Raw genomic sequence first — 12,541 nt, forward strand, 5'->3', positions numbered from 1 at the left:
GTCACGCCCGTTCGGCATCTCCGCCGACGTGGTCCAGAGTCTCGCCCGGCATCAACAGGAAGCGCCAGATCAGCGCACCCAGCGCCCCGCCAACCAGCGGCGCGAGCCAGAAGAACCATAGCTGGCCCATCGCCGCAGTGTCCGCGAACAGTGCCACACCGGTCGAGCGCGCCGGATTGACCGAGGTGTTGGTCACCGGGATTGAGATGAGGTGGATCAACGTGAGAGCCAGGCCGATCGCCAGCGGCGCGAAACCCGCCGGGGCGACGCGGGACGTCGAACCGAGAATAACGATCAGGAACCCGGCAGTCAGGATCACCTCGATCAGCAGGGCAGCCTCCATCGTATAGCCGCCCGGCGACAACTCGCCGAACCCGTTGGTCGCGAACCCGCCGGCCTCGAAGCCCGCTTGTCCTGAGGCAATGGCCAGCAAGGCAGCACCCGCCACGATTGCCGCCACCACCTGGACGACCCAGTACGGGATGACGTCTTTCCATGAGATGCGATTGGCGATGGCGAGCCCCAGCGTCACCGCCGGATTGAAATGCGCTCCGGAGATTCCTCCTACCGCATAGGCCATCGTCAGGACCGTAAGGCCGAAGGCCAGCGCAACACCGGCAAAGCCTATCCCGAGTTCGGGAAACCCCGCCGCGAGAACCGCTGCGCCGCAGCCGCCGAAAACGAGCCAGAACATGCCGAAAAACTCAGCCCCAAGTTTGCGAACCATGTCTTATCCTCCCTCTCCGTTGTTCATCGTCTCCCCTGACAGGTTAAGACACAATCGCCGAAAAGAGAAAAGTTAATGAATGTGTCCCCGCTTGCCGCGCGCACCGGCGCAGCAGGGGGCTAGCCGAGAACCTCGCGGAAGAGTTCCAGCATCGCAGCCCAGCTTTGCCGGCCTGCGCTGGGGTCGTAGTCCACGGCAGCGCTGCCGGGCGGCGGATTGGGATTGGTGAAGCCGTGCTTCACACCGCTGTAGCTGTGGAAGTGCCAATTCGCGCCAGCGCGGTCCATTTCTTCCCAGAAGGCCAGCACCTGCGCGCGCAGGACGAGGGGGTCGGCATCGCCATGGCAGACCAGGATCCGCGCACCGACGGCGCCGGGCTCGGCGGGCGCCTGGGTATCCAGCAGGCCATGAAAGCTCGTCACCAGCGCCAGATCGGCGCCATCGCGCGCGAGTTCGAGCACGGCCTGCCCGCCCATGCAGAAGCCGATCGCCACCTGCCGCAGGCTCGGCGCAGCTTCGCGCAACGCGGCAAGCCCAGCACGGAGACGCGCGCGGTAAACGCGCGGATCTGCGCGCAGGGCATTCGCCCATTCGTTCGCTTGTGCAAGGTCATGCGGAGCAGCGCCGTAGAAGTCGCAGACCATCGCCAGATAGCCCGCTTCGGCCAAGGCGCGCGCCTTGGCCTCGACGGCGGGCGTGGGGTTCATGATCGTCGGGAAGACGGCGACCGCCGCGCGGGGCTCGCCTGCGGGCCGGATCAGGTGACCGGTGAGCGCACGGTCACCATCGGTGTAAGAGACTGCTTCGAAATTTGCCATGATCGCTATTCCGCCTGGGCGACGTAAGCCTGCCGCAAGATCGCGAGGGCGCGGTCGGTTTCGGCGCGGTCGACCACTTCGTTCGCGTCGCCATAGCCGAAGTCCTCGTTCGGTCCGTAATACTGGATCACGACCCCATCGCGGCGCGAGATCGCGTTCACGCCACCGTAGTAGAGCGAATAGCGCGCCTCCGGCTGCGGGATAAGCCATCCGATCTGGCCGCGAACCGGCACCATGCCGGCGTCGCCCCAGATGGCCTTCGCGCCGTAGCCCATGCAGTTCACTATCACCGGTTCCGGTAATGCGAGTGCTGCTGCGCGGTCGGGGAAGCTGCGGCGGATCATCCGTCCGCCGCGCAGCATAAAGAGCCGTGCGAGCCGGTCCGCGTAGCTGGCGACGTTGAACACCATTCCGTTTCCTGTCGCAGTTTCGCGCGGCGCAAAGGGATTCTCCTCCGGCGCCATCTGCCGCCAGGGCGGCTGCAGGTCGCGTACCCGCCGGTGGATGTGGAGGAAATCGTGCGCCGCGGGCGGCGCAGCGCTCTCCTTTGCACCTCCGCTTACTTCATACTGCGGAAGGAACTCGACCGGATCTCCAAGGAGGCCGACCATCCGCAAGTGCGCGGCGTAAGAGGCGCGAGCCCAGCCTTCCCAGCGTTCCGTAAAGTCCGGCGGCGTAGCGCCAGCGAGCGCAATCCGACTGCTCGGCGACCAGACGCCGGTGGCACGTGCGGAGCGAGTTTCGGCAGGGAACTCCTGGGCATAGACCGCTACCTTCGCGCCTGTTTCGATCAGGCGCAGCGCGGTCGTGAGCCCGATCACGCCCGCGCCGATCACCGCGAACTCGCTTGCTCCGCCAGACCTGGCGAGCGCTGCGGCCTCTGCGGCGCAGCCCCATCCGAGCGACCAACCTGCGCCGCCGTGGCCGTAGTTGTGAATCACCGTCTTTTCGCCGAATCGCTCTGCTTCGAGCCGAGGCCCGGCCGGACGGAACGGGCGCAGACACACAGTGATCTTCATCACTTCGTCGAGGTCGAGACGAAGCGGCACGATGCGCGGGCCAGCGGATCCCGATGCGACCCGCGCGCCGGTGTGGGTGCAGCCGGCGAGGAGGGTGGCGGCGCCTCCGATCAGTACAGTGCGACGCCTAACGTGCATTTAGCGACCTCCCAAGACCCGTTCGTGCCGAACTCGTGGGAGCACCGCACTTTCCTCAAGTGTCACGCTAGAAGGAAAAGCGGCACCTCGACAAGCTCGGAGCGAACGGCGAAGGGGCTTAGCGCGGCCTCCGGAGCCGGAAGAGTCTACTCCTCCGGCAGGAAGTCGGGCACCGAGAGGTAGCGCTCGCCGGTGTCGTAGTTGAAGCCGAGAATGCGGGCGCCCGAATCCAGTTCGGGCAGCTTCTGCGCGATCGCGGCGAGTGTCGCGCCGCTCGAGATGCCGACCAGCAGCCCTTCCTCACGCGCGCAGCGACGGGCCATTTCCTTGGCGTCGTCGCCCGAGACCTCGATCGCCCCGTCGATCGCCTGCGTGTGGAGGTTACCGGGGATAAAGCCCGCGCCGAGACCTTGGATCGGGTGAGGGCCGGGCTGTCCGCCGCCGATCACCGGCGAGAGGTCGGGCTCCACGGCATAGGCCTTCATCCCGCTCCAGTGGCGCTTCAGCTCTTCCGCGCAGCCGGTGAGATGGCCGCCGGTGCCGACGCCGGTGATCAGCACGTCGATGGGCGAATCGCGAAAGTCCTCGAAGATCTCCTTCGCGGTCGTCTCCAGGTGGATCTTCCAGTTGGCTTCGTTGTCGAACTGCGCCGGAGTCCAGCCTCCCTCGGTCTTCTGGACCAGTTCGGCGGCGCGCTCGATCGCGCCTTTCATGCCCTTTTCCTTGGGCGTGAGATCGAACTTCGCGCCATAAGCGAGCATCAGACGGCGGCGCTCGATGCTCATGCTTTCCGGCATGACGAGGATCAACTTGTAGCCCTTGACTGCGGCGACCATGGCGAGGCCGATGCCCGTGTTGCCGCTGGTCGGCTCGATGATCGTGCCGCCCGGCTTGAGCGCGCCCGACTTCTCCGCATCTTCGACCATGGCGAGCGCGATGCGGTCCTTGATCGAGCCGCCGGGATTGGCCCGCTCGCTCTTCACCCAGACCTCGTGGTCGGGGAACATGCGCGCGAGGCGGATGTGCGGCGTGCGGCCGATCGTTTCGAGGACGCTGGCAGCTTTCATGGGATGTGCTCCTGCAACTTTTCTTCCGGTGTATGATCGTCCAATTCTTCCGGCGGGTCAAAGGTCCGGGTGGTGCGCAGGACGGGGAAAACCTTCGCCCAGAGCGCAACGGTAACAATGGCGCCGATCCCGCCGCTTACGACGGCGAGCACCGGGCCGATCAGCCACGCGAGCGTGCCGGAGAAGAAATCGCCGAATTCGTTGGAGGCCGAGATCGTCAGCAGCGAGACCGACGACACGCGCCCGCGCTTGTCGTCGGGCGTGTGAAGCTGGATCAGCGACTGGCGGATGTAGACCGAGAACATGTCCGCCGCGCCGACGATGAACAGCATCACGAGGCTGAGCGGCATCCAGGTGGAGACGCCGAAGATCACGGTGGCGAAGCCGAACACGGCAACCGACACGAGCATCTTGGGCCCCACGTTGCTCTTGAGCGGGCGGAATGAGAACCACAGTGCGGTGAGCGCGGCGCCGGTCGCCGGCGCCATCGCGAGCTGCGCAAGGCCGGTCTCGCCGACCTTCAGAATGTCACGCGCATAGACCGGGAAGAGGGCGGTCGCACCGGCCAGGAACACCGCAAACAGATCGAGCGTGATGGCGCCGAGCACCATCTTGTTGCGCACGACATAGTGCAGTCCGTCGATCATCTGTCCGATCGGACGCGTAGCGCCGGGGATCGGTGGCTGCGGCACTTTGCCGATGGTGCTGAGCGCAATGATCGAGATCGTGAGGAGCCCGGCGGCGACGGCGTAGGGAAGGGCCGGAATGATGGCGTAGAAATATCCGCCGATCGCGGGACCGACGATCATCCCGGTCTGCCAGGCAATCGAGCTCAGCGCGATGGCGTTGGGCAGGATGGTCTTGGGCACGAGGTTCGGCGCGAGCGCCGAAAGCGCGGGACCATTGAAGGCGCGCACCACGCCGAGCACCACGGCGACGGAGAACAGCCACTGCAGCTCTATCGCCTCGTTCCAGGTGAGCAGCGCCAGGGTCGCGGCGCAGGCAAATTGGAGCACGATCGTCAGCCGCGCGAGATTGCGCCTGTCGAACCGGTCGGCCGCCAGCCCGGAGAACGGCGTCAGCAGGAACAGCGGGACAAACTGCAGCAGACCGATCAGTGCGAGCTGGCCCGATGCGCCGGCCACGCTCATTCCTGCGTCGCGCGCGATGTTGTAGGTCTGCCACCCGATGATGAGCATCATCGCGTACTGCGCCAGCGTCATCGTCAGGCGCGAGACCCAGTAGGCGCGGAAGTTGGCGATGCGGAAGGGGGACCGGGGCTGGCTCACCGGCGGGCTCATGGCATCGCCCGCGGTGCAAGCCAAGCAATCTGATCAAGCAACGTGAGAAGCGGCCCTTGCCGCGTATGCCTTTAGCGCCGGCGGCGCAGGCGCGGATTGGGCTGGAGCGTGTCGATCAGGCTCACGAAGTCGTCTAGCCGGATGATCCGCTCGAACTGGAAGCCTGCGCGCGTGTCGCGGGTCCAGATAACGTAGGCTTCGATGAGGCCGATCACGGGCAGGCGAATCATCAGCCGGTCGCCGCGCGCAAGATCCTCGGCGTCGTCGACCATGAAGCCGTGCGCCGAGATGTTGCAGATATGGAGCGGCATGTCGCCGCGAACGTGATGTTCGGCGATCACCGGATGATCCACGGGATGCCGCGCCGCGCGGCGCATATCGGTAACGCTGAGATTCGCTCCGGCGGACACTGACGACAACCCTTTTTCTCCTGGTGCGGCCGTCCCTAGTGTTCTCAAATGTCTTACAATTGGTAAAGTCGGCGGGGCTTCAATCTATACCGAAACCGGAACGGTGCGTCGCGATTAGCGGGTCAGCACGCCGTGCTTCTTCTTCCCCAGGCTAAGCCGCATCTCCTGCCCCTCGGCCGGCAGAACGAGCTGCGCCGGATCGGTCACCGCTCCACCGTCGAGCTTCACGGCCCCTTCGGCGATCTTGCGCTTCGCCTCGCCGTTGGACGCGGTGAAACCAATGGCGGTGAGGGCAGCGCCAATCCGCATGCCTTCGCTTCCGAGCGCGAGCGTGGGCAGGTCGTCACCCGCGCCGCCGGCGAAGGTTTCCGCGGCCGTAGCCTCGGCCGAGCGCGCCGCGTCCTCGCCGCGCACCAGCTTCGTCACCTCGTTGGCCAGAACGACCTTGGCCGCGTTGACCTCGCTCCCCTCGAGCGCCTCGAGGCGCTCGATCTCGTCCAGCGGAAGGTCGGTGAAGAGGCGGAGGAAGCGGCCGACGTCGCGGTCGTCGACATTGCGCCAGTATTGCCAGAAATCGTAGGCCGGAAGCTGCTCCTCGTTGAGCCACACCGCGCCGCCCGCGGTCTTGCCCATCTTCGCGCCGTCGGCCGTGGTCAGCAGCGGAGTGGTGAGGCCGAAGAGCTCCGCCCCGTCCATCCGGCGGCCGAGCTCGACCCCGTTGACGATATTGCCCCACTGGTCGCTGCCGCCCATCTGCAGCCGTGCGCCCATCTCCTGCGACAGGTGCCGGAAATCGTAGCCCTGGAGGATCATGTAGTTGAATTCGAGGAACGTCATCGGCTGCTCGCGCTCGAGCCGCAGGCGCACCGAATCGAAGGTCAGCATCCGGTTGACCGTGAAGTGGGTGCCGACTTTCTGCAGCATCTCGATATAACCGAGCTGGGCGAGCCAGTCCTGATTGTCGACCATGACGGCATCGGCCGGGCCTTCGCCGAAGACAAGCAACCGTTCGAACACCTTCCGAATACCGGCGATGTTCTCGGCGATCGCCTCGTCGGTCAGCATCTTGCGACTCTCGTCGCGGCCTGTCGGATCACCGATCCGGGTCGTGCCTCCGCCCATCAGCACGATTGGCTTGTGGCCGGTCTGCTGCAGCCGCCGGAGCATCATGATCTGTACCAGGCTGCCAACGTGAAGTGAGGGCGCGGTGGCGTCGAACCCGATATACCCCGGCACGACCTGCCGCGCTGCAAGGGCATCCAGCCCCTTCGCGTCGGTCGCCTGATGGACATAGCCGCGCTCGTCGAGCACGCGCAGCAGTTCGGATTCGTAAGTCGTCATGGGGCCCTCTGATGCGGGGCGGCGCCTAGCACGAGGAGTACCGCTTGCAAACGCATGAACTCATCGCCCATCCGGCTCATCCGCCTTTGGCCGTGACACGGGTGGAGGCGCGAATCCTCACCTCCGACAGCGAATGGTTGCGGCTGCGCTGGCGGATCGAGGGGATCGGCAAGCTGATCGTCCCACCCTTCGCCGGCCGCGGCCGTGCGGACGAGTTGTGGCGGACCACCTGCTTCGAGCTGTTCCTCAGGCCCGAGGGCGGCACGGCCTACTGCGAGATCAACCTCTCGCCGTCCGAACGCTGGGCAGCCTACGATTTCACCAGCTACCGCGAGGGCATGAGCGAGCGCCCGTTCCCGCGCGAGCCCGACTGCACCATGCGCCTCGGAAGCGCGATGGCGATCTTCGATGCGACCGTTCTGCGTGCGGGCCTTCCTCACGCCGAGTGCGCCGCGGGCCTCTCCGCGGTGATCGAGGAACAGGGTGGGGTGAAGAGCTACTGGGCGATCGTTCACCCCGAACGCGGGCCGGACTTTCACGAGGACTCTTGCTTCGCGGCGAGGCTTGCGGCACCCGCGACGGTATGAAATTCGGCATCGACCGGCTGCTCGCCGACCCCGATCTCAGGAAGCCGCTCGAAGGCCGGCGCGTGGCGCTCGTCGCCCATCCTGCGTCCGTTACCGAGAAACTGACTCACAGCCTCGATGCGCTGATCGGTGCTGGGGTCGGCGTGACCAGTGCTTTCGGGCCGCAGCACGGGCTGAAAGGCGACAAGCAGGACAACATGGTCGAGACAGCGGACGAGGCCGATCCGCGCTACGGCATTCCCGTGTTCAGCCTCTACGGCGAAGTACGCCGACCGACTGACGCGATGATGGCGAGTGCTGACGTCTTCCTGTTCGACCTTCAGGATCTCGGCTGCCGTATCTACACATTCGTCACTACGCTGCTCTACCTGCTTGAAGAGGCAGCGCGCCACGGCAAGAGCGTGTGGGTGCTCGACCGGCCCAATCCCGCCGGTCGCCCGCTCGAAGGCATGCTGCTGGTACCGGGGCAGGAGAGCTTCGTCGGTGCCGCGCCGATGCCGATGCGCCACGGGTTGACGCTGGGCGAGATGGGGCACTGGTTCGTGCGGCATTTCGGCCTCGACGTAGACTATCGCGTGATCGAGATGGCAGGCTGGCAGCCCGGGGGTGTGGGACACGGTTGGCCATCGGAGCGGGTCTGGATCAATCCCAGCCCCAATGCCGCGAACGTCAACATGGCGCGCGCCTATGCCGGCACGGTCATGCTCGAGGGCACGACGCTGAGCGAGGGCAGGGGGACCACCCGCCCGCTCGAGGTTCTGTTCGGCGCGCCTGACGTCGATGCGAGTGCTGTCCTGACGGAGATGAAGCGCCTCGCGCCCGAATGGCTCACCGGGTGCGCGTTGCGGGAATGCTGGTTTGAGCCGACCTTCCACAAGCACGCCGGCAAGCTCTGCAACGCGCTGATGATCCATGCCGAAGGACCGTTCTACGCACACGGCGCTTTCCGGCCGTGGCGCCTGCAGGCTCTCGCCTTCAAGGCAATCCGCCGCCTCTATCCCGATTACGAACTCTGGCGCGATTTTCCCTACGAGTACGAACTGGATCGCCTCGCGATAGACGTGATCAATGGCGGCCCTGCCTTGCGCGAGTGGGTCGACGATCCCTCTGCTCGCCCCGAGGACCTCGACCGGCTCGCCAACGCCGACGAGACGCAATGGCGGGAAGAGATCGCACCCATTCTTCTATATTCATGATTGGCGCTTGACGAAGCGCCGCAGATCGAGAACGTTCCGCATCTGCGACGGGCATACCCTCGCTTCGGAGAGGTCGAAAATGGCATCAGCAGCACAGGCTGAAAACACGTCGCGTTCGGTGCGTGTGACGCTCTGGATCCTGCTGGTTGTCTATATCTTCAATTTCATCGACCGGCAGATCGTCAATATTCTGGCGGAGCCGATCGCGAACGATCTCGGCCTCAGTGACACGCAGATCGGCCTGATGACGGGTCTTGCCTTCGCGTTGTTCTACACCGCACTCGGCCTACCGATTGCGCGCTATGCCGACCGGCCGACGACCAATCGTCCGCGCCTGATCGCAATCGCGCTCGCCACCTGGTCGGCGATGACCGCGCTTTGCGGCATGGCCAACAACTTCGTGCAACTCCTGCTCGCGCGGATCGGGGTAGGCGTGGGCGAGGCCGGCTGCACGCCGCCCGCGCATTCCCTGATCAGCGATATCGTTCCGCCCGAGCGACGCAGCTCGGCGCTGGCGTTCTACGCACTCGGCATTCCGATCGGCACGTTGCTGGGCATGATGATCGGCGGCTTCCTGGCCGACTGGGTGGGATGGCGAACCGCATTTCTGATCGTCGGCTTGCCCGGCGTGCTTCTCGCCCTGGTGGTACACTTCGCGTTGCGCGAGCCGCGGCGGCATTTGACCGAGGCGGCGCAGGCGCAGGCGGCGAACGATGCAGGTATGTCGATATGGGCGGCAGTGCGCACCGTGATGAGCTCACGCGCCTTCGTCCTGCTGCTTGCAGCAAGTTCCACCGCGGCCTTCCTCGCCTATGGTAAGGTGACGTGGACGACGATTTTCTTCCAGCGCACGCACGAGCTTTCGCCGGGGGAGGTCGGGTTTTGGTTCGGTGTCGTCAACGGCGCGGCCGGCATCTTCGGGACCTGGTTCGGCGGCTATATCGCAGACAGGTTCGGGGCGACGAGTCGGCGCCATGTGCTGACCGCGCCGGCAATCGGGATGGCCGTGGCAGTCCCGTTCGCGTTCCTCGCCTACCAATCGACGAACTGGTTCGTTGCGCTCCTGCTGCTGATCGTGCCGACCGTCTGCAACTCGCTTTATTACGGACCGACCTATTCGGCTGCGCAGGGTCTCGTCCCGCTGCGCACGCGTGCGATCGCGGCGGCAATGGTGCTGTTCTTCCAGAACCTGATCGGGCTGGGACTCGGGCCGCTGTTCTTCGGCATGCTGTCGGATCTGCTGCAACCCGCTTATGGGGAGGAAAGCGTGCGCTATGTCCTCTACGGCGCAGCCTTCCTCGGCCTGGTCCCGGCGTTCTTCTTCTGGCGCTGCAGCCGGCGGCTCGACGAGGAACTCGACCGGAAGGGTTAACCGCCGCGGTGGACCTTCACGGGGCCGTCGGACGGGGCGGGAAGCGGCCGCAGATCGTCGACATCGCGATGCATCTGCATGACCGCGCATCCGTCGACCCGCTTGTCGACCGCAGCGATCAGGTAGGGGCGCTCGGGGCTCGCCGGTTGCCTATCCAGTGGCGGCTGACCCTTCGCCTCCCGTACGAGCGCGATGCGATCCCGGCATGCGGATTCGGCGGGCTCGACCGGCTCTTCCACGGTCATGCGCGGCGGCGGGCAACCTTGCGGATTGAAGACGGGCACACTGCCTTCGCAGGGAACATACGGCGCCGGCAGCGCCGATTCCGCGGGCGCGTCGGCAGTTCCCCCATGCGGCGGAATTGCAAGTGCGGTGGCGGCGAGGGGAAGCGAAATCCAGTGCATGGGCCTTCCTCCACCGGCGAAGTTACCGGAATTCGGCCCCGACCTCAACTTTGATCCGGTCCCGGCTCTCGTATCGGCTGCACCAGCGCCACCAGCACGAAGCTGATCAGCATCAGGAGGTACCAACTTCCGAGCTTTGCGGGTGAGACCATCTCCCATCCGTCTTCCTGGCCGGGATAGTGCCAGGCGTTGGCGAAGGTGGCGATGTTCTCTGCGAACCAGATGAACAGCGCCACGAGGCCGAAACCGAGCAGCAGCGGCATCCAGCGATGCACCTGCCAATTGCGGAAATGGATCCGCGTTCGCCAGAAGAGCAGCACTGTTACGGCGAACAGAAAATACCGGACGTCCACCGTCCAGTGGTGGGCGAAGAAGTTGACGTAGATCGCCGCCGCCAGCAGCCATGTCGCCCATTGCGGGGGATAGTGGCTGAAGCGGAAGTCGAATATCCGCCAGACGCGCGCAATGTAGCTGCCGACGGCCGCGTACATGAAGCCCGAGAACAGCGGCACCGCGCCGATATGCAGCACGCTGGCTTCCGGATAGACCCACGATCCGGCGGCGGTCTTGAACAGTTCCATCACCGTGCCGACCACGTGGAAAATCAGGATCACCGATGCCTCTCGCGGCGTCTCCAGGCGGAACGCCAGCAGCGCGAGCTGGATGGCGATCGCCGCAAGCGTCAGGAAATCATAACGGTGCAGCGGCGCATCGGCGGGGTAGAAGAGATGCGTCCCCAGCAGCAGGGCGAGCAGGAGCGCGCCGAACAGGCAGGCCCAGGCCTGTTTGAAGCCGAACAGCAGGAATTCGTATAGCCAGAGCCGCCAGCCGGTGCCCGGGTCGAACGTCTCGAGACGGCGGCGGACCGCCTCGAAGCGGGTGTGCTTCAAGCGCCTAGCCCTGTTTGCGGCTCAATTCGCGCATGGCGTCGTCAAGCCCGTCGAGCGTGAGCGGATACATGCGGTCGTTCACGAGCTGCTTCATCAGCTTGGTCGACTGCGAGTAGCCCCACTGCTTCTCCGGCACCGGATTGAGCCAGACGGCCGCAGGGTAGGTGTTGGTCACCCGCTGCATCCATACGGTGCCGGCTTCTTCGTTCATGTGCTCGACGCTGCCGCCAGGGTGGGTGATCTCGTACGGGCTCATCGCAGCGTCCCCGACGAAGATGACCTTGTAGTCGTGGCCGTACTTGTGGAGCACGTCCCAGGTCTTCGTCCGCTCCTGCCAGCGGCGGCGGTTGTCCTTCCATACGCCTTCGTAGAGGCAGTTGTGGAAGTAGAAGAACTCGAGGTTCTTGAATTCCGTAGTGGCGGCGCTGAACAGCTCCTCGCACAGCTTGATGAATGGGTCCATCGAGCCACCGACGTCAAGAAAGAGCAACAATTTCACCGCATTGTGCCGCTCAGGCCGCATATGGATGTCGAGCCAGCCCTGCTTGGCCGTGCCCTCGATCGTGGCGTCCAGATCGAGTTCGTCCGCCGCACCTTCGCGCGCGAAGCGGCGCAGGCGGCGCAGCGCCATCTTGATGTTGCGGGTGCCGAGTTCTTTCGTGTTGTCGAGATTGCGGAACTCGCGCTTGTCCCACACTTTGATCGCGCGCTTGTGCTTGCTCTCGCCGCCGATTCGCACGCCTTCAGGGTTGTAGCCGGAATTGCCGAAGGGCGAGGTGCCGCCCGTGCCGACCCACTTGTTGCCGCCCTGGTGGCGCTTTTCCTGTTCCTCGAGCCGCTTCTTGAGCGTCTCCATGATCTCGTCCCAGTCGCCGAGAGATTTGATCTTCGCCATCTCCTCCGGCGTGAGGAATTTCTCGGCGACGGCCTTCAGCCAATCCTCCGGAATTTCGACGGGGTTTTGGCCGTAGTCGGTCAGGATACCCTTGAAGACCTTTTGAAACACCTGGTCGAACCGGTCGAGCAGCCCCTCGTCCTTCACGAATGTCGCGCGAGAGAGGTAGTAGAACGCCTCGGGCGTCTGCTCGATAACGTCACGGTCGAGCGCCTCGAGCAACGTGAGGTGCTCCTTGAAGCTTGCCGGGATTCCCGCGGCTCGTAGCTCATCGACGAAGTTGAAGAACATGGGTGTGTCCTATCGCCTCCGCGATCCCACCGCCAGTGTGACGTTGCGTAAGGCGCCAGCGTTTAAACGTTCGCTAACCGTGGAG

General features: G+C 65.0%; 13 protein-coding genes. 3 read left to right on the forward strand and 10 right to left on the reverse strand.

The features are described from left to right. Position 1 precedes the first annotated feature (1 nt). The 7 genes from aqpZ to tyrS all read right to left on the reverse strand — a co-directional run bounded on the left by aqpZ (position 2) and on the right by tyrS (position 6,821). A complete protein-coding gene (gene aqpZ, locus AC3A5N_RS07240; RefSeq protein WP_487736631.1) occupies positions 2–727 on the reverse strand; it encodes an aquaporin Z in 726 nt (241 codons plus the stop codon). Between the two features lie 119 nt (positions 728–846). Next, on the reverse strand, positions 847–1,545 hold the full coding sequence (locus tag AC3A5N_RS07245; protein ID WP_487736632.1) for a dienelactone hydrolase family protein: 699 nt from the start codon (positions 1,543–1,545) through the stop codon (positions 847–849). A 5-nt stretch (positions 1,546–1,550) separates the two neighbouring features. Next, positions 1,551–2,702 carry an FAD-dependent oxidoreductase gene (locus tag AC3A5N_RS07250; protein WP_487736633.1) on the reverse strand — a complete coding sequence of 384 codons (1,152 nt, stop codon included), beginning with the start codon at positions 2,700–2,702 and terminating at the stop codon, positions 1,551–1,553. A gap of 146 nt (positions 2,703–2,848) precedes the next feature. Then, entirely contained in the window at positions 2,849–3,769 is a 921-nt protein-coding gene (gene cysK / locus AC3A5N_RS07255) for a cysteine synthase A (protein WP_487736634.1), read from the reverse strand. Continuing rightward, positions 3,766–5,070, reverse strand: a complete 1,305-nt coding sequence (locus tag AC3A5N_RS07260) for an MFS transporter (RefSeq protein WP_487736635.1) — start codon at positions 5,068–5,070, stop codon at positions 3,766–3,768. The genes cysK and AC3A5N_RS07260 overlap by 4 nt, the downstream gene beginning before the upstream one ends. A 71-nt stretch (positions 5,071–5,141) precedes the next feature. Continuing rightward, positions 5,142–5,480, reverse strand: coding sequence for a PilZ domain-containing protein (locus AC3A5N_RS07265; RefSeq protein WP_487736636.1), 339 nt, complete (start codon positions 5,478–5,480; stop codon positions 5,142–5,144). 114 nt (positions 5,481–5,594) lie between these two features. Beyond that, positions 5,595–6,821: a tyrosine--tRNA ligase gene (gene tyrS, locus AC3A5N_RS07270; RefSeq protein WP_487736637.1), complete on the reverse strand. Its 1,227-nt coding sequence runs from the start codon at positions 6,819–6,821 to the stop codon at positions 5,595–5,597. Between the two features lie 44 nt (positions 6,822–6,865). On the opposite strand from tyrS, the gene AC3A5N_RS07275 reads away from it, so the two are divergent. From AC3A5N_RS07275 to AC3A5N_RS07285, 3 genes are all read left to right on the forward strand, one after another. Next, entirely contained in the window at positions 6,866–7,408 is a 543-nt protein-coding gene (locus AC3A5N_RS07275) for a DOMON-like domain-containing protein (RefSeq protein ID WP_487736638.1), read from the forward strand. Further along, positions 7,405–8,604 (forward strand): exo-beta-N-acetylmuramidase NamZ family protein, encoded by a 1,200-nt coding sequence (locus AC3A5N_RS07280; protein ID WP_487736639.1) that lies wholly within the window; start codon positions 7,405–7,407, stop codon positions 8,602–8,604. The genes AC3A5N_RS07275 and AC3A5N_RS07280 overlap by 4 nt, the downstream gene beginning before the upstream one ends. 79 nt (positions 8,605–8,683) lie before the next feature. Then, positions 8,684–9,976: a spinster family MFS transporter gene (locus AC3A5N_RS07285; protein ID WP_487736640.1), complete on the forward strand. Its 1,293-nt coding sequence runs from the start codon at positions 8,684–8,686 to the stop codon at positions 9,974–9,976. On the opposite strand, the gene AC3A5N_RS07290 is transcribed toward AC3A5N_RS07285, so the two are convergent. Genes AC3A5N_RS07290 through AC3A5N_RS07300 form a run of 3 tightly spaced genes read right to left on the reverse strand, consistent with a single transcriptional unit; the run spans position 9,973 to position 12,456 of the window. Continuing rightward, a complete protein-coding gene (locus tag AC3A5N_RS07290) occupies positions 9,973–10,380 on the reverse strand; it encodes a hypothetical protein (RefSeq protein ID WP_487736641.1) in 408 nt (135 codons plus the stop codon). The genes AC3A5N_RS07285 and AC3A5N_RS07290 overlap by 4 nt on opposite strands. A 44-nt stretch (positions 10,381–10,424) precedes the next feature. After that, positions 10,425–11,270: a DUF817 domain-containing protein gene (locus AC3A5N_RS07295; protein WP_487736642.1), complete on the reverse strand. Its 846-nt coding sequence runs from the start codon at positions 11,268–11,270 to the stop codon at positions 10,425–10,427. 4 nt (positions 11,271–11,274) lie between these two features. After that, the gene (locus AC3A5N_RS07300) at positions 11,275–12,456 is read right to left on the reverse strand and encodes a vWA domain-containing protein (protein ID WP_487736643.1); all 1,182 of its coding nucleotides are present in this window, start codon (positions 12,454–12,456) and stop codon (positions 11,275–11,277) included. Positions 12,457–12,541 lie beyond the last annotated feature (85 nt).

The organism is Pelagerythrobacter sp. Soil_C_18 (assembly GCF_057657235.1).